Below are 18,289 nucleotides of genomic sequence, written 5' to 3'. Positions count from 1 at the left end.
CTATGACAAGACTCGAATTAAAAAATCATCAAGTTTGGCAAGATTTAACTGAAATATTAGAAGATTTAGATAGCAATAGACTTGTTCAAGAACATTTGGAACAATGTGAGTATAAAGTATCTGGCTACTGGGATGAGCAAGATGAATATTATGAAACAATTATTTTGCCTCGTGGCTTAGACGCAGAATTAGTCAGCAGTTCTATTGGCCTTAGTCAACAAGAACGCTTTTTACAGCTAAAGTTTTTCCTCATAGCTTATAGTGCTGATACCGCACAACCACCGGATAATCACAGTCAAAAAATTGGTGAGTTAGTTCTTGTTTACAATGAAAATTTGGAGTTTGTTGATGAAAATTGGCTTTTAGATATCGATTCTCCAATGCTTAGCTGTTTATTTTGTTGATTAGTAAGGGTATACTGTGTAACTAAATGTCCCTGTATTATCTGTCCATTTGATGTTAAAAGCTCTGGAATCAAAGCTTGTAAATGATTCAGATAAAAATAATTTGAGCTAGTGTTGTTTATACTGATGGCGAATTTAATTGGAGCATTAATTCCAATTTTTTTGTTGGGAATGGGATATCCTACTGTGGGAAAGAGTATTGTGTTAGGATTAATAATTTCTATATGTATGCCATCTGTTTTAGAAGTATTTAGACCATTCGTTCCACTCGATGTCATATTGACTTTAAACCCACATAACTATGGCAAGACTAGAATTCAAAAATCATCAATTCTTGTTTTAATTAACCAACCAAAATTCTACCAAGGGTGTAGTAACTTTACCTGCCCAAAGGTTTTCTATAACTATAGGAAGAAACAATTTATTCAATTCAGATTGTGTTGAGTTTCTATAAGTAAAGCTAATTCTATAATTTCCTAAACTAAGATTGTGAAAATACCAATAGCCACCGATATTATCCTGTCCTTGCATTACAAGTTCATTATTGTGTAAGTACCAACGTAATTCACCATCTACAAAGCTAGTCAAGCTTTCTCCAGGTAGAACTCTAAAAAAATGGGACTCATCAAGTCCAACTGTTGCGTTTGCGTGATAAATTCGCTTTAACAATCTTTCCTGACTGTTTCTACTTCCGGCTTCAATCCAAATAACTTGAAACTATATGGGTTAGATGAAAAATTAGTGATACGCAAACCAAACTGTACAAAAGTTGTTACATTTTCTTTTTTGAGAGGAATAATTAATCTTTGCTGTGGCACAAGTGTTTCAAAACGAACATGATTCACTTCAACAGCATTTATTCCATTTGATTCAAAAGATGTCATGGCAATTAGAGGTTATTCCCCAGAACTTTCTAACACCTCTAACAAACTTTTCAACATCAAATAAGCAGAAGTTCCTCCCGGATCTTGATGTCCAACACTTCTTTCTCCCAAATAACTAGCCCGTCCTTTTTTCGCCTGCATTGGTATAGTTTCCTCCAACCCTTTTTGGGCAGCCACTACAGCCTGTTGCATAGCTTCCACAGTGCTTTGATTTTCTTCTACAGCCTGCCTAAAAGCCGCCACCGCTGGAAATAACACATCTACTATTGTCTTATCGCCTAGTTGGGCTTTACCACGTTGCAGCACGCCGTCTAAACCTGCTTGCAGTAGCTCTAACATATCTTTTTCTGTTAGTTGCTGCTTAAGAACTACTACTGCACTAGCTCGCAAAAACCAAGTGCCGTAAAGAGGACCACTAGCACCGCCAATAGAAGAAATCAACGTCATACTCACGGTTTTGAGAATGCTGCCAATGTCTTTGTCTGCAACATTGGGTAACTGAGCGCTTACCTTTTTAAACCCACGATCCATATTTATCCCGTGGTCAGCATCTCCGATCGCTGCATCTAATTCTGTTAAATATGTTTTATTCTGCTCTATTTCCGATGCAAATGCCTGCAACCATTGTAATATCTGCGCCTGAGTCACCATATCAAATTCCCCACCTCCAACTCGGCGTTTTTACTGGTGCATCCCATAACCCGATCATTTCATCATCTAATTTCAGCAGGGTAATGGAACAACCTTGCATTTCCAAAGATGTAATATAAGACCCGATTAAGTTTCGTACAATCTGCAATCCTTGTTGTTGGCAGATTTCGGCAAGTTTGCGGTAAACAAGATACAATTCTGAAACTGGAGTTCCACCCATACCATTGACAAAAGCTAACAAGCGATCGCCTTTTACAAGTGGTGGGTCGATGAGTTCCACATCTGTCCATTCTCCTTTGTCTTCATTCCACTCGCGCACTGTGCGAGTGTAAGCTGTATCTTCAATGAGCGATCGCGTCAAAATTTCGGTAATCTCATCTACTGTTTTGATAGTTGTGCGTTCTGTTCCTGGTTCACCGTGAATACCGATACCTAGTTCAATTTCGCGATCGGCTAATTCAAATGTCGGCGTTCCTTTGGCTGGTGTTGTACAAGATGTCAGAGCAATTCCCATACTCCGCCCATGCAAATTTACCCGACGACACAAATTTGCTAATTGTGATAAATTGTACCCTTGTTCGGCTGCTGCACCACAAATTTTTTCTGCCAGTACTGTTGTTCCTACACCTCGTCGTCCTTGGGTATACAGACTGTCCTTGACTGCTACATCGTCATCAATCAAAATATTTAATACTCGGATGCCCTCAGCATGGGCTAATTCCATTGCCATTTCAAAGTTCATCACATCGCCACTGTAATTCTTGACGATATAAAGAATACCAGCCCCTCCATTTACTTGCTTGGCTGCTTCTAGCATTTGGTCAGGGGTAGGTGAAGTGAAAACTTCTCCAGGACAAGCTGCATCGAGCATTCCTCGGCCTACAAAGCCAGCGTGCATCGGTTCGTGACCGCTACCTCCACCAGAAATAATTGCTACCTTACCTTGTAGAGGTGCATCAGCTCGATAGACAAAAGCAGGGTCATAGTTGACTTTAATTAGATCAGAATGAGCGACTGCCATACCTTCTAGACTTTCGCGTATAAAGTCTTCTGGCTTATTAATCAGCTTTTTCATGGTTTGGTCACTTCTGACAAAGAGGATTTAAAATCAGTCAACAGTTACCATCTCTCAGAGCGTATGCTGCGATCGTAGTGCGAAGCAAAGCATTACCCAACGGACGAAACTGACAACTGATAATCAAGATATAGCAGGGAACAGACTTGAAAGTCTCTTCTTGCCAGGATTTTACGAGCGGTTTATGTCCTAAACTATGCTTCAACTGCTGCTATAGGACTAGTATTTGATTTCTGAAAAAATCTAAGTATGTGTAGGGTGTGTTACGGCTTCCGTAACGCACCACCCGAAGGTTTTGGTGCGTTAGCCTACGGCATAACGCACCCTACGTATATTTCAAAAATCAAATATGATTCCTATATACATAATAAGAGATCATTTATAAAGTAAATCTGTTGCTATAACTCTGGAATAGTAACCAACTGGTTATCCTATAGTAATTTGATTTTTACTTTATAAACGATCTCTAACTGATAACTAGGAAAACAAAGACCGAGGACTATTGCAAAATTTCCCGTAGTTTACAATTTTAGTTGATAGATTAATGAGCGATTAGCTGGATTCTCTGAGCGTTTTTCAGGATCAGTCCATAGTGTAGTGTTATAAAATTGTACCGATTTAGCTTGCTCGATATTGGGGGCACTACGGCTGATTGCTCGCCAGAGAGCGCTCAACTTTTGCTCTTTCTCAATTGTGTTTTTGCTGCGATGTAAAATATTCGCAGCTAATCCTTTAAACCTTTCCGATCCCATTTTTTTCTTGAAGTCTAGTAGTTTATAACTAACAGGTACACCTATTGCATTTACAGGAACAACTTCCAGAGTTTGTACTTGCGGGCCTAAAATTTCTGAAAATGTGGGATAGCAGGCAAGCGGCCAACCCCCCCTTTTCTCAACCAAACCCAATAGGATATTGCCAATCAGTAATAAACTAGCAATAACAGTCAGTGCTTGTGAATAAGTTCGTGGTTGGTAGTTTCGTTTTGTAGTTTCAGGAATCTCAGCTTGAGGCAGACTACAAGTACGAGAATCAGCAACACGCCGATAAATATTTTTGCCAATTTCTGGTATTGGCCATACGTACAGCAAAGGTAAAATCAGCCAAAAAATGGGTATACGTACTGCTAAGACACGATAGGCTTGGAAACCCTTCCATGACTTTCTTTGCAGAACTGCGTGCATATCAGCTAAGAGCGCTTGGGAGTCTAACCACAGAAGATTGTGGGAAGTAAGGGCTTGTTCGTCTAGAGCGTTAACAAATGTTAACCGACCAAAAATATCAAAGACTTTTAAAGTTGCAATAGTACGACGACAGAGTTGGCAATTTCCGTCATATACAACGTACATATCGTTAGCAAAAAGTCGATATCCAATCCAATGAAAAATAGCATTCCAATCAAAAAATGCTACGTAGCAACGTTGGAGAGATAAGAATTGAATATACATTACTGCGGCGATCATATTATGTAAAAGCAGCCCTCCAAAAGCCGCTATATATCGAGTTGCAGGTAAAAACACTAGAAAAATAAAAGACAACTCAAAACAAATTGAGCCAATCGCTGAGAGGTGATATAAAATCGGATACTGATCTATTCTTAACAGCGGCATCCAACCTTGTATTTCATTCCGTTCCAGCCATATTGAATATATTTGATACTTGAGATTGTCAGTAAATGCCCAATCAAAACCAGGTTTCCATACTTTATGAAGTCCTGGAAAAAAGTAAATGACACCAAATAAAAGCCAGACAAAACGTAACGGTAATGCATAGATTCTAGAAATACCAGGAGGTTCTATTTGGCCGCGATCTGCTCGTTTCCACGCCATGAAAATAGCATCTAATGACAAGACATCAGCACACCTACTAAGGGCTAAAATTGCAGCAAACCATAATAAGTGATGGTCATGGTTGACTTTTCCATAAAACTGGGGAATGCCCATAACGTAGAAACTGAGGATTACAGTTAGCCATGCTGAGGTACGAGTAAAAAGCCCAATCATGGCTGTAAAGGAACAAATAAGTAATAGCCAACTAGCTGTCTGAGCTAATGTCGCATTGATGGGAATCAAACCAGGAAATACCCACTTTGCACCAAAAGGTGGAATTATAAGTTCTTTAGGGAGTTGACTGAACCATACAACTTTAGAAAAAATTTGATTGACTTGCAGGAATATAGTGCCAAATAAAAATATCCGAAATATAGCTAGGTTGACCGGATATGTTTTTCCTGTGAAAAATTCCCTAACTATTTTTCTGACATAATGGCGTTTTTGAATTCCTAAAACCAATACTTGGATGCCAATGCTGATGAAGATAATTCTTGAAACTTGGATGCGAGTTGCCTGCTGATTTGGAAATAGAACATACATCAACCAAATAGCGATCGCCCACACAATAGCAAACAAGGCATGAACAAATAGAGTTTTATAGTCTTTATAGGATTTCTCTGTTTGTTTTTGGAAAGATCCATTGGACACCATGAGATTCTCTCCTTCAGTGTTGAAGTTTTGCGTTTTTTTGCTGATGCGTTTTCATTTAGCGTCAGCTTCCAACGAACAGGATTAGTTCTGCCTCAAAAGAAACAATCTAATGTACTATAGCGGTCTTAAATCATTTGTGAGAATTTGAAATCTTGGCTACCCCGGTGTAATCCGTCCTTGGTTAGGGGTGTGAATTTTCTTACAACTCATTTACGACTGCTATAGGAGTCGAATAAAACCTCTATTGAGAGGCTTTATTGAACGTTAATTTAATTAACTAGGACAAGTTTTAGTTCTTTTGAACTATTTATGAGAGTCAGAGCTAACTTTTCAGAAACCTTTATAACCAACTAAGATTTTAGAATAATATATGACTCATTTTCATAGACTTTATTCCAGGTTATTTTCTTTTCTGGGAAAATATAAGGAGACTGAAACTCGAATGTTGATTTGGTTTGGTCTTTTGCACTTAAATACTTTCGGATATAGTTTCTTCCAAATCCTACTGCATCTTTGATTCTAGGAAAATTTTCTATTTTTTTGTATAAAGAATCACTTGCTATCACCAAATAGCTAGGCTGCTTAGCATAAATATAGGCATGAAAAATAGCGGTTCTTCCCTCAACTGTTGATTGAGGTACAGGAACCTGGAATTTTTTAGGTAATAACGATGTAATCTCTGAATCAACTTCTCGCGGAAAAGCAGTCCATACAAGCGAAAACTGTGTAGCAACTGTCTCCAATTCGGGATCTAGCAAGTATGCCGCCATTCCATATTCTTGCCACTCTAAAAAATCAAATGCTATTCGAGTCTTTGGAGGCTTATTTAGAGAAATGAAATTAATAACTTCCTTAATTGAGGATGGTGCTTTTTGAGTTTTTACAGTACCACTTGCATAGGCAAAACTAAATGTACTAGAAAATACTATTACCAACGTAAGAGTTGCAATAGCTAACTGCTTTGCTAGGGTTTTATTAATTACTGAAAAAGCATCAACAGTTTGAGCAATAACGAGAGCAATCACAGTGGTTATAAAAATATTGGCTAAGTATAAATATCGTGATAATGGGTCGATCGCACCTTTCAGAGCTAAAAGTATTGGTAGTGTTAATGCAATTAGAAAGAAAATTACCCAGATAGTAATAGGATTATTTACTAATAATAAATTAAAGTTATTATAAAGATTAATAATATAATTTTTTAGATTTTCTTCGGTCTTTGTAACATTCTGAAAATTGAGATATTTACGCTCTCTGAACTTTAAATAAATCAAAGGAATAATCCAGAGCAAAGAAAAAACAAAAACCTTTTTACTAGCATTTAAAAAATAAAAAAGCAGCATTTTAGCATATTTTAATCTATCTAATCCTTTTCCTCCCCATAAGTCTCTGTCATAAAGATGTGTTCCTTCTATTAAAAAACTCGCTCCTAAGATTTGAGAAACTGCAACTAATATTGTCGTAGATACAAGCAATATAGCTGATTTCCATTTTTTATGTCCTAGAAGCAAGACTCCAGCAAATAATGAGAAAAATAGGCTTTCTGTGCGACAGAAATATGCTAAACTGAACGACAAAATTGAAATTATAATATAACTAAAATTTTTCTCGTCTTTAATGTAATAAAATACATTATAAATAGCAAATGCAATAAAGAAAAAAGCATATGCTTCAGCCATAGGAGTATGGGCTAAGTTCATCATTAAAGGCGTGCAAAAACACATTAAAAAAGCTAAAAGTCCTGTCATTTCATTCGTTTGCACAGCCACAGAACGACCAATAAAAAAGAAACCTAGCAAAACAAAAGCAACGCTAGTTAATTCAACAGCTTTGATACCTATACTAATATCCGAGGTTACTGAAAAAAGAACCAAGCGTAGAAGAAAAGACTGAATTATAAACGGAACTGGCGGCCACGCTGATACCCAATATTTTAGATCTAAAGCTTTGCTTGGCTCATGAGCAAACTGCATTGCTATCGAAAAGCGACCTCCTTTATCGCCCTCTCCTAAAAATAATTTATCTGAGAATATTGAATAGCTATAAATGTAAAAAATAACTAATAGAATAACAATCGATATAAAATAGGGCCAATTATGGAGGAACTTTGAATTGTGATGTTGAGATGTGGACATAGTTTTTTATAAATCAAGTCTAGTGCTTTTAAATAACCAAAAATCAGAAGTGAGAATGAAACTAGTCAAAACTCAGAAGCTTAGGTTTCCTTGGGGTTATTAACTTCTAATCCTCAGTGGAATTTGAAACTGCTATCTCATTCTTCACCTTTGGTATTGTCGTAAGGTAGACTAATAAATGATTGATTTATTAGCAGTCCCTTAAAGCCATTTATTTATTAACATCAATTCCTGTTTCTTAAATAAAATATTACATTGCGTAGATCGCGTGTATGAATTTGCTGTGTAATAGATCAATATCGGCAAGTTTCTCTTAATATTGACGCATAACACGAGCTAAGTCAGGAAACAAGTATAGCAAAGTACTGAAGCGTGGTATAAACGCAGTAACTTCAAAGCTATGAGAAATTAACAGTGTCTTAACCTATATGGCAGCACTGTATACTTTGACGCTATCGAATTAGGTGGCGGTCTGCTATGCTTCTAGCTTACTAGCTCATATTTTAATGCAGTCATTAAGAGTATTTACTGATACAATAGTTATCTATAACATAGTTCCGGTAACATGAATTGTATAATTTTCAATCTTTAAAAATTCTTTATCTATTATTTGTATAGTAATAAGCCCGTAATCACTTAAATTGTATCCTCGCGTCTCTCTAAGACTAGAGATTATGCAAGTTAAAGGCAGGTTAGCTTACCTTCCCCAAAGCGAAAGATACCTCGATTAGTAAGTTGGGTAGCCACTGCATTGAGCGGCTGTGCCAACTTGTTTACCCTTGGCGTTTCCGAAGAGTAGCAAGTCTTGTTTGAGGCAAAAAACCCAACAAATACGTTGGCTGATCACAAAATAAGGCAAAGTTAAAAAGTTAAAAGGCACTCATAAATAAAAAAAGGAAAAGAGTCTCTTCTCTTGCGCTTCTCTTATGAAGTTGAGACAGTCTATTGACAAGGTTCCCCTGCTTAAATGAACTGCTATCAGATGAGATGCCTCTGTTTTGTTGCCAAGTGTCTAGGTCGGAAGCCTCACCTCGAATTTATCTCTAAATTTATTTATGATGATTATCTTTTTACTTTTTACTTCTTAAAAGATGCGATCGCCCTGCTTATGCCCCTAGCCATTTATAGTAAAATCGAATGATTTTGGAGAAAACTTTCACAGTTTCTCGCAAAATATTTAGCTCACTTATTACTTGTTGATTGTGGTTTACTGACGCCATGCAGCTTAATAAAACTATCAAAGGCGTACCACGCCAACACATACCAGGGAATAATTTCAAATTGCAAACCCTTAGCTAGTAACTGTCTCACAGCAAGGATACTCAATCCTAAGGGAAAAATAACTCGCAAGTCAATTTCGCCTTTCGTTGCAAGTTCGACTTTTTTGTTTAAGTTAAAAACTGCATTTGTAATGCCCACAGCTGCCTCCGAGTTACCCTCAGTAATATCGGCGAAAATAACTCCTAAATCTGTTAGTGTCGCAACTACATTTTTCAAAGTATCATCTTTAGCATCATGCTCGATCGCAATACTACCGTGATGAATATTAGTCCGCACCTGATTAATGTGAGGTTGCGCTGCGAGTGCATTAGCAATGCGTTGGATTTCACCGTTTTGACGATGGGGTAGAGCAACTCTCAAGCGCAGCCGTCCTGGGGTATTGCTGACAATTTTTGCGGATATTAGTTTGGATAAATTGCTTAAAGCTTTTTGCTCAATAATTTTGGGCATCTCAGTCAGATTACCATGACTATTTGTCAACACACAACTGCCGTCCTCATTTGGAGTTGGATTTTAAAGAAGGGAGTGGGGAGTGGGGGCGGAGCGGGGGAGGGGATAAATAATAACTCCTAACTCCTGACTCCTAACTCCTAACTTCCAATGCCCAATGCCCCATACCTGTTTGTGCAGTTTTAGACACCATTATCTGAGGTGTTATCAACAGGACTACTTGCAGCTTCAAATACTGGAGTTTCCTTGTCTTCAGCTAGTTCTGCCCTAGCTTCGGCTACAATATCTTCCCAGGTTTCACCAAGTTCTGCAAAGGCTCCTTTGCTTTTTTCGTAGGCAACAAGTCCGCCTTTGATTACAGACTTAGCTATGGGTTTACCAATTCCAGCAACGATGGGAATCAGAACGGGAGCCAGTATAACTGCGCCAATTCCAGCTACAATTCCTACAGGGCCGGCGTCTTCAATGAAATCAGTAATTTTAGGTGCCATAAGTAAAATTCCTCCTGTTTGATTGAAAAATTGTTGTAAAGCGTTCTAGCGTACTCTACTTAAAAGAGTTGTATCATCTTGCTCATGGTAGAGCTTTTTTGGGTGAAGGTTTGAGAATTGGGCGCAAACCGTTGACTCCGGCAACTACTGTTGAGCCGTTGTTGACTACTGTCGCTGCTAAGGGGTTAAGACCAAAGAACACAGCAACGAACATTGCTGCTATGTTAGGCAGAGCAACAATACTGGTGTTTTGATGAATTATTTGCTTGGCTTTACGAGCGATGGCGATCGCTTCTAATAAACCATGCAAGTCATTTTGCATTAACACCACGTCTGCTGTTTCCCGCGCAATTTCTGAACCGTTAGCGAAGGATACAGAAACATCAGCGTAAGCTAAAGCAGGCGAATCGTTGATTCCGTCGCCTACAAATGCAACTGTTTTGCCTTGTTCGTGTAGTTGGCGGACAACTGCCGCTTTTTGTTCCGGAAAAGCCTCGGCGTGGGTATGTTTTGGCGCGATCCCCAGTTGAGCAGCCACAGCATTAGCTGTACGCTTGTTATCTCCGGTGAGCATATGAACTTCTACGCCATCGACTGTCAATAACTGGGTAATTACTTCCTGACTTTCGGGACGCAGAATATCACTATAGATTATTTTACCCTGAAGTTGATTGTTACTAGCAACGTAAATTACTGAGTCTGCTGGCTTATGACCATTAAGATATTCCATATCGACGCCTTGCTGACGCAAAAAGCGTTCGCTACCTACGTAAACAGTCTCGCCGTCAATCTCAGCTTGCACGCCTAAACCTAATTGATAGTCCCACTTACTGCGGTTGGGGATCGCTACTTGCTGCGCTTCGGCATACCGAATCACGGCTTCTGCTACAGGGTGCGTCAGCCGTTGTTCAGCCGCAGCAGCTAGTTCCAACACCCGCAAGTCTGATGTTGCAGGATTGAGACTCTCGACTCCCACAACTGACACTTCGCCTTTTGTGAGAGTGCCAGTCTTATCAAACACAAGTGTATCAACTGCTGCTAGTTGTTCTAATGCTCGTCCGCTACGAATGAGGATGCCGTGTTTGGCTGCATAAGTTAGTGCTGCTAAAACTGTTGTCGGAATTGAGACTCTAATTCCTGTGCATAAATCGAGGGTAAGGACACTGGCTACTCGTGCTGGGTTGCGAGTTGCGGCAAATACCCCCGCCCCAAGTAACAAAGTTGGCACAACAGCTTTTTCGGCAATTTTGATGGCATAGTTTTCCATGCGGGTATCATGGACGGGTGCTTCTTGCATTAACTTGATGCTTTGTCCGGCACGGGTGTCATTACCTACCCATTCTGCCAAGATATAAATTCGTCCCTCACGCATCAACGTTGAGGCAAAAACTGGTTGTCCTTTTCTTTTGAGGACAGGCATGGATTCACCGGTGAGTTTCTGCTCATCTAACAACGCTTTACCCCGGAGGATAGTACCATCAACTGGAACCTGTTCGCCAGGATAGACAATGACTGTATCACCACGTTGTACATCTTGAATGGGGATTTGTTCTTTGATCCCATTGCGTTCAACCCAGACGAATTGGCCTAAGGAACTGAGTAAATCTAGAGTTTGCAATTTAGAAGAACGGGCAGTCCGATCGCGGATATTTTCACCGATTTCAATTAAGCTCAACATCAACGATGGCGTGAGAAATTGACCTTGGATGGTAGTAATGGCGATCGCCAAAAAATCCAAAAAGTCAATGTTCAATTTGCGTTGCTTGACGATCCCTTCCACTGCTCTTTGGAAGACCGGTAACGTGGCTATAACAATGGTTCCCGCCACTATTAAAGGGGGGATCGGTAGTCCTAACGGCCCTCCTAGCACAGCTAAACCGGTAGCCATAGCCGAAAGTTGCATCCCAGGCCAGGAATTCTCTGCATCCTCTGTTGGTTGGGTAGCTAATGAATTGTTGGCTTTGGGTACAATGATTGCGACTTCATTGGCCGCCCCAATCAGATAACTCAAACGCGATCGCACCTTCGTATCTGCAACTGAACTAGATTTATAATTCACAACCAACGCCGCCGCCGTCGGTTTGATTCGGACATTAGTAATGTGGGGATCGGCTTCGAGTAAAGCTAAAAGACGTTGAGCATAGTCGGCATCGTAACGTAATCGAGGCACGCGCAACCGTATCCTTCCCCGAATTTGATGCACAACACTGTAGGAAACTTGAGCAGTATGTGTGCGGCAATGTCCATTCCTATCAGCCAGAGAAACTTTGCCATTCTTTTGGACTAAAGGAATTATCTGAGTCTGTTTCTCTACAATCTCCTGGGATGCTTGAACTCGTAGGGATGGTGGTTGAACTGTGACTTGTGCCATTCGTTATATCTCGTATAGGTTTACAAAGTTAGTTGTTCAGCAGACTCTTGATTACCATAGGAAACTATTTCGCAATTTCATACAGTTCATACCATTTTGGATTTGAGATTGTGAAATAGTTATGAGTAATCGCTTTTGACTATCGAATTATCACAATCGTTTTTTCAATTGGTATGTTGATTCCTCAAACATCCCCCTAACCCTCCTGACAAACAGAGGCTAGTTTCTCCCCCTGATAAAGTAGAGGAGATCGAGACTGAAACGAACTGTATTGACCTCCAATCTAGCTGCATTGGTTAGTGGACTGGAGATTTGTTGATGCCTTAAATTCTGCTAAAGGCGATCGCACTTGCCATATCTGCCATTAGATCGGTGGCAGATTGAATCACACCGGCTATGTGCGATATTGCCGCTTCAAAGACGCTTTATTTGCAATAACTCGATCAGACGTTGCTGATATTCTAAATTCTCAACCATCCCAAGCACGCATAATCGGACTTGGGCAGGAAGTCTATGGGTAATGCTATGAACTACATTTACAGATTGTCTGTAAGTGCGAGTACTTGAATCTAGTTGTGAGCTAGAACCCTCCATTGTTGTCCTCCAGTGTTCCTAAGTGTGGAACCGTCTATAACGGAAAGTTCGCCATCATGGCTAAGGAATAAGACAAAGTTGCAGGCTTCAAATCAGCCCATAAACTTGATAAATCTAGAGTTGTGTTCTCTACCTGTGTCGTCCGACTCTCTTGTTGAGTTGTGTCTTCTAACACGTTTGTGTTGTCTGATTGTGCCGTATGACTCACGTTTAAAGTTGTGTCCTCAAACACAGTTGTAGTCTGTGCTTGTGTCGTCTGACTCACTTGTTCTAAATCTATTTGTGGTTGTGAAACTTTGATGGCATCGCTAGGCGGATTAGTTTGCAAAGCCAACTCCATGAGATTTACCCAATGGGTGACGCTAATCTGGCTAGGCTGATAAGCGATCGCGATCGATGCTGCACCACTATTCACACGCACATTGAGCGTCTGGGGATCATTGTCGATCAACCTCTCTAGCCTCTTTCTATATGCACTATCCTCAGCTAGTCGAGGCAGATGAAATCGGATACGTCCGGGAATTGCATGGACTACACTGTAAGCAATTTTTGCTGGTGTTGTTAAATTCTGACCCTTCAAATCTTGCACCTCTGGGCTGTGACCACAAGAATTTGCTTTATTTGTGGGGTGGGCGTCTCGCCCGCCCTTTAACTGTTGTGAATTTTCCGATCCCGAAGCTTCTGGCTCAAAACAATCAATCACCCTACGAGTTGCCTCTGCGGTGAGCATATAGACTGGGATCGAAACCAAGCCGCTGATCCCCAGCCCACCTGTGACAGCTAACCCTGTCATTAAAGGAATCAAAGAAATAGACTGTTCTTTCCAAAAATCAAGGGACTTCCATGCAGCAAAGGGATCTGTCTGACTGTTTGAGGTTGGCGAAACTTGAGCTTGGTGAATATTAAATTGTTCAAGTAGTCCCAAGACTTGCGGTAGTGACAGCTTTTTTTCATCGAAAGCGACAACCATACTGCCTGTTTGCTCATTAGCAGCAACTTCCTTGACTCCATACTGCTGCCGTAAGCCTTGGGATATATTTTTGATTGTTGATTTGGAAATACCCTCACTAGCACGGATTCTTACCCGCCCAGTAGTCGCATGAACAATTTCCAATCTCTCCGAAGGCAGTTGCGCTTGTAACTGTGCAGCTACACCGCTTGTACCCGTATTTAATTTTACTTCATCACTCTGACGATGAGCGGAGATTAAGTCAGGAGACATACTCATCTGCGAACTTAACCTCTCGTGACTACTAATAATATTGGTCATTTACCCGATAACTAGACCCAACCAAAGGTTAACGTTAGGTTAAGTATACCTTAAACTTTCCTTTAACTATACATTTTGAAGAATTATTTACGATTAAGTCTTATTAACTACTCTTTGTTGGTATTCTTGCTCAGTAATCATATTGAGAGTATTTTCTAAGCGGTCTACAAATACGATGCCATCGAGGTGGTCATATTCGTGTTGAAAGATACGAGCAACGAAATCGGCTAATTGTTGCTTTTGTAGATTGCCTTGGCGATTGCTGTATTCCACTTTGATAGTTTTATACCGAGGAACTAACCCTCTAATACCTGGAACACTCAGACAACCTTCCCAATCTTTAACAACTTCAGTTGAGTGAGCAATGATTCTAGGATTAATCATAGCAGTAGGTTCCATTTCTGGCGCATTTGGATACCTGGGATTAGGGCGAGAAGCCACAATAAATAAACGATAAGATTGTGCAACTTGAGGCGCAGCAATTCCTACGCCGTTAGCCTTGGCAACAGTAGCCATTAAGTCATCGATTAATTTTTGGATACCTGGATCTTGAATATTATCAACCCAAGCAGCTTTTTGGCGCAGTGTAGGATTGCCTAATTGAATGATTGGTTCAGACATCAGAAAAACTCCTTTGGGAATTGGGCATTGGGTATGGGGGGATTGGGCATTGGGAGTGTTGACTGGTGACTGGAAACTGGTGACTGAGGAGTTATTATTCTCCTTCATCCCCCTCATCTCCCCATGCCCCATGCCCCAATAACATTTATCCTTCACGTCTTACAGGTAAAGGAGCAGGTCGGACTGCTAGTTGGACAATTTTTCCATTACGCTCTACTTCTACTGGTAGAGTAGTACCGATTTTGCTATTTTCTACTAGCTTCTGTACTTCTTCAATTTTAGTAACAGGCTGGTTATTAATGCTTTTAATCACATCACCTGCTCGGAGTCCAGCTGAGGATGCGGGCGATCGCGGGACAATTTCCACGAGTAAAACGCCTTCATCTGCTGTAAGATTTAGGCGATCGCCTGCGATATTTTTGATTCTTTCTTTGTTTTCTGGTGTGAGTGTCACCATTTGCACACCCAAATAAGGATGATCGACTTTGCCTTTAGCGATTAATTCTTGGGCAATTCTTTGCGCGGTGTTAATGGGAATCGCAAATCCCAAGCCTTGAGCGCCTCGGATAATGGCTGTGTTCATGGCAATTACTTGACCACGAGTATTTAGTAGTGGGCCGCCAGAATTACCAGGGTTAATGGCAGCATCGGTTTGGATGTAATCAACGCGCTTATCACTAGCGCCAATATCGCTACCAGAACGACCTGTAGCACTAATAATCCCAGAAGTGACGGTATTATTCAAGCCTAAGGGGTTGCCGATGGCAATTACTGGCTCTCCTGGTTGCAAAATATCTGAGTTCCCTACAGCTAGGGTTGGTAGGTTATTGGCGTCAATTTTGATTACAGCTACATCTGTTACCGCGTCTTCACCCAAGACTTTACCGTCAAAAGTCCGACCATCTTTGAGTGTAACAGTCACTCTATCAGCACCATCTACTACGTGGGAATTGGTCAAAATTTGACCCGAGGAATTAATGATAAATCCAGAACCACTACCCCGTTCTACCCGTTGTCTCGGCTGTGGTACTGCGTCTCCAAAAAACCGCCGAAATAAAGGATCGTTAAATTCTTCTGGGACACGAGAAGTAATTGTTCTGGAAGAATCAATCCTAACGACCGCAGGCCCCACATTTTGCACGACTTTTACCACAAAATTAGGATCTCCAGACGATGAGATAATTGGTGGAGGAGCAATTAACGGATTGGGATCGTTTGTCTTTTGAGCTTGAGGATCGTTTTGTTGACTCTCAAAGGTTTTGGCAGGTAGAAGAGAGCAGCTCCCTAGCAACACCACGATTGAGAGCATCCACAACCTGTGGGGCAAACCCTTGGTATTAATATTTTTAAGCGCTAAGTCATGGTTTGTTGTCTTCATGTGTCGTTGCTTCTCCCTTGTCAGTCAGTGGGTGTTAGGATCTTGCCTACCGGGTATGTCCCAAAATGATTACAACTTAAAAGCTGGTTCTAGATCTAGGGTGTCTGGATGCTAAATTGGTGCTTTCTCTTCTATTGTGACGATTAGCAGCAAAGGTGGTGGATCGTGGAAATTTCGATAGAAAGTCTGTGGAGTCAGGTACTAGAGCGCCTACAGCTTGAGCTATCCCGGCCTACCTTTGAAACTTGGATTAAAACTGCTAGTGCTGAACGATTAGAAAATAATTGCTTGGTGATACGTACTCCTAACCCATTTGCTCGTAATTGGTTACAGAAGTATTATGTCAACACCATTGCTCATGTCGTACAAGATATTTTGGGTCATCATGTGGAAATTTACATTACCGTTGCTCAAGGTGATGAAGTTTCTCATGTTAATGAACAAGACGTTTCTTGGGAATCACCAAATCCTAGCAGTATTTCTGAACCCGTTTCTCATAATGTCCAAAAAACTACGGATTTAAACTCTAAATATATTTTTTCACGTTTTGTAGTTGGTGCGAACAATCGCATGGCTCATGCGGCTTCTTTGGCAGTTGCCGAATCTCCTGGAAGAGAGTTTAATCCTTTATTTTTATGTGGTGGCGTCGGTTTGGGAAAAACTCATCTCATGCAAGCGATTGGTCACTATCGTTGGGAAATTTCTCCTGGTTGTAAAATATTTTATGTTTCGACTGAGCAGTTTACTAATGATTTAATTACAGCGATTCGTAAGGATAGTATGCAAAGTTTTCGAGAGCATTATCGAGCCGCTGATGTTTTATTAGTTGACGATATTCAGTTTCTGGAAGGTAAGGAATACACTCAAGAAGAATTTTTTCATACTTTTAATACTTTACATGAAGCAGGGAAACAAGTTGTGATTGCTTCTGACCGTCCCCCTAACCAAATTCCTAGTTTACAAGAACGTCTTTGTTCTCGGTTTTCTATGGGGTTAATCGCAGATGTTCAAACGCCAGATTTAGAAACAAGAATGGCGATTCTCCAGAAAAAAGCCGAGTATGAAAATATTCGTCTGCCTCGTGATGTGGTTGAGTATATTGCTTCTAACTATACTTCTAATATTCGAGAATTAGAAGGAGCGTTAATTCGGGCTGTGGCTTATATTTCTATTTGGGGTTTACCGATGACGGTGGAAAATATCGCTCCAGTTTTAGAGCCACCTAATGAAAAAGTAGTAGCTACCCCAGAAGCAATTTTGACAGTTGTAGCTGAGAATTTTGATATTCCAATCGATGAACTCAAAGGTAATTCACGACGTCGGGAAATTAGCTGGGCCCGTCAAATTGGAATGTATCTCATGCGTCAACACACGCCTTTGAGTTTGCCGAGAATTGGGGAGGAGTTTGGTGGTAAAGACCATACAACGGTGATTTACAGCTGTGACAAAATTGCTCAACTTCAGGAGAGCGATCGCACTTTAGCACAAACACTGCGCCAACTGAGCGATCGCATTAATATGAAAAGCCGCCCCCAAAAATCTTCGTAACAATTGAGAATTCTGACTTTAAAGTTTTCCACAGCCTGCGCCTTAATCATTAACCATCAAAGCTAAACAATTGGTCAAAAATATTAAGTAACGTATAAAGATTGATTAAATTTTAGTTAGATTGTGGAAAAAATCTTACTTTTTGGGGAAAAATCTGTGGAAAACTTGAGATTTATTTGATAAAACTTAATTAAGTATAATTACCTTGTGGAAAAACATGGTAGTTTTTCCACAAGTTTTCCACAGGTATTTAACTTATTGAATTCCGATAACCATACAAATTGTGACAGGTTTTCCACACTTTCCACAATAATGGCGATCGCTAGTAGCACTACGCTCCAAGTCAGAAAACTTACATGATCAGCTTTTTCGCTGTTTGCAAACAAAAACAAATAATTTGCGTTAATTCACAATCTAAAATTAGGTTAACAAAAGGTTATGTGATCTTAGCTACTATTTTAGTATTATTTAAGAGATTGTGGCGATGTCTAACGACTAGAAGTAAAGCTTCTACGCACTTTCTATTAACCAACTGCGATCGCACTCACTGAGTAGATAAAAGTTTACAACCTAAAATTTTTACCAATGATTTAGGACTACTATATATATATTTAATAGGTACATTTAAAGCCGATAATTCTGTAACATGACTTACG

At 40.1% G+C, this 18,289-nt stretch carries 14 protein-coding genes; 2 read left to right on the top strand and 12 right to left on the bottom strand.

Going from position 1 to position 18,289, the window contains the following annotated elements; all coding sequences use genetic code 11:
* Positions 1 to 2: 2 nt before the first annotated feature.
* Positions 3 to 404 (top strand): hypothetical protein, encoded by a 402-nt coding sequence (locus ACM0OY_RS02065; protein WP_414567227.1) that lies wholly within the window; start codon positions 3 to 5, stop codon positions 402 to 404.
* 339 nt (positions 405 to 743) lie between these two features.
* Here ACM0OY_RS02065 and ACM0OY_RS02060 read toward each other — a convergent pair whose 3' ends face one another.
* The 12 genes from ACM0OY_RS02060 to ACM0OY_RS02005 form a co-directional block, all read right to left on the bottom strand.
* Positions 744 to 1,073 carry a hypothetical protein gene (locus ACM0OY_RS02060; protein ID WP_414567226.1) on the bottom strand — a complete coding sequence of 110 codons (330 nt, stop codon included), beginning with the start codon at positions 1,071 to 1,073 and terminating at the stop codon, positions 744 to 746.
* Positions 1,067 to 1,288, bottom strand: coding sequence for a hypothetical protein (locus tag ACM0OY_RS02055; RefSeq protein WP_414567225.1), 222 nt, complete (start codon positions 1,286 to 1,288; stop codon positions 1,067 to 1,069). Before ACM0OY_RS02055 ends, ACM0OY_RS02060 begins: the two co-directional genes overlap by 7 nt.
* 12 nt (positions 1,289 to 1,300) lie before the next feature.
* Positions 1,301 to 1,939, bottom strand: a complete 639-nt coding sequence (dhaL, locus tag ACM0OY_RS02050; RefSeq protein WP_414567224.1) for a dihydroxyacetone kinase subunit DhaL — start codon at positions 1,937 to 1,939, stop codon at positions 1,301 to 1,303.
* 1 nt (position 1,940) lies between these two features.
* Complete coding sequence (dhaK, locus tag ACM0OY_RS02045) at positions 1,941 to 3,014, bottom strand: dihydroxyacetone kinase subunit DhaK (RefSeq protein WP_414567223.1); 1,074 nt, start codon at positions 3,012 to 3,014, stop codon at positions 1,941 to 1,943.
* Positions 3,015 to 3,535: 521 nt separating this feature from the next.
* Positions 3,536 to 5,494 (bottom strand): DCC1-like thiol-disulfide oxidoreductase family protein, encoded by a 1,959-nt coding sequence (locus ACM0OY_RS02040; RefSeq protein WP_414567222.1) that lies wholly within the window; start codon positions 5,492 to 5,494, stop codon positions 3,536 to 3,538.
* A gap of 350 nt (positions 5,495 to 5,844) precedes the next feature.
* Positions 5,845 to 7,629, bottom strand: coding sequence for a hypothetical protein (locus ACM0OY_RS02035; protein ID WP_414567221.1), 1,785 nt, complete (start codon positions 7,627 to 7,629; stop codon positions 5,845 to 5,847).
* Positions 7,630 to 8,811: 1,182 nt separating this feature from the next.
* On the bottom strand, positions 8,812 to 9,393 hold the full coding sequence (locus ACM0OY_RS02030; RefSeq protein ID WP_414567220.1) for an HMA2 domain-containing protein: 582 nt from the start codon (positions 9,391 to 9,393) through the stop codon (positions 8,812 to 8,814).
* A 149-nt stretch (positions 9,394 to 9,542) separates the two neighbouring features.
* Positions 9,543 to 9,851, bottom strand: a complete 309-nt coding sequence (locus ACM0OY_RS02025) for a DUF5132 domain-containing protein (protein WP_414567219.1) — start codon at positions 9,849 to 9,851, stop codon at positions 9,543 to 9,545.
* 82 nt (positions 9,852 to 9,933) lie between these two features.
* Positions 9,934 to 12,222: a heavy metal translocating P-type ATPase gene (locus ACM0OY_RS02020; protein ID WP_414567218.1), complete on the bottom strand. Its 2,289-nt coding sequence runs from the start codon at positions 12,220 to 12,222 to the stop codon at positions 9,934 to 9,936.
* Positions 12,223 to 12,850: 628 nt separating this feature from the next.
* Complete coding sequence (locus ACM0OY_RS02015; protein ID WP_414567217.1) at positions 12,851 to 14,038, bottom strand: hypothetical protein; 1,188 nt, start codon at positions 14,036 to 14,038, stop codon at positions 12,851 to 12,853.
* Between the two features lie 141 nt (positions 14,039 to 14,179).
* Positions 14,180 to 14,707 carry a peptide deformylase gene (gene def, locus ACM0OY_RS02010; protein ID WP_414567268.1) on the bottom strand — a complete coding sequence of 176 codons (528 nt, stop codon included), beginning with the start codon at positions 14,705 to 14,707 and terminating at the stop codon, positions 14,180 to 14,182.
* 145 nt (positions 14,708 to 14,852) lie between these two features.
* Positions 14,853 to 16,085, bottom strand: a complete 1,233-nt coding sequence (locus tag ACM0OY_RS02005; protein ID WP_414567216.1) for an HhoA/HhoB/HtrA family serine endopeptidase — start codon at positions 16,083 to 16,085, stop codon at positions 14,853 to 14,855.
* A gap of 165 nt (positions 16,086 to 16,250) precedes the next feature.
* Here ACM0OY_RS02005 and dnaA point away from each other — a divergent pair, with 165 nt between their 5' ends.
* Positions 16,251 to 17,633: a chromosomal replication initiator protein DnaA gene (gene dnaA, locus ACM0OY_RS02000; RefSeq protein ID WP_414567215.1), complete on the top strand. Its 1,383-nt coding sequence runs from the start codon at positions 16,251 to 16,253 to the stop codon at positions 17,631 to 17,633.
* Positions 17,634 to 18,289: the final 656 nt, after the last annotated feature.

Source organism: Nostoc sp. CCY 9925, from assembly GCF_963920935.1.
Taxonomy (GTDB): domain Bacteria; phylum Cyanobacteriota; class Cyanobacteriia; order Cyanobacteriales; family Nostocaceae; genus Nostoc.
Note: the sequence above shows the minus strand (reverse complement) of the source record. Positions and strands in the feature narration are given on the sequence as shown.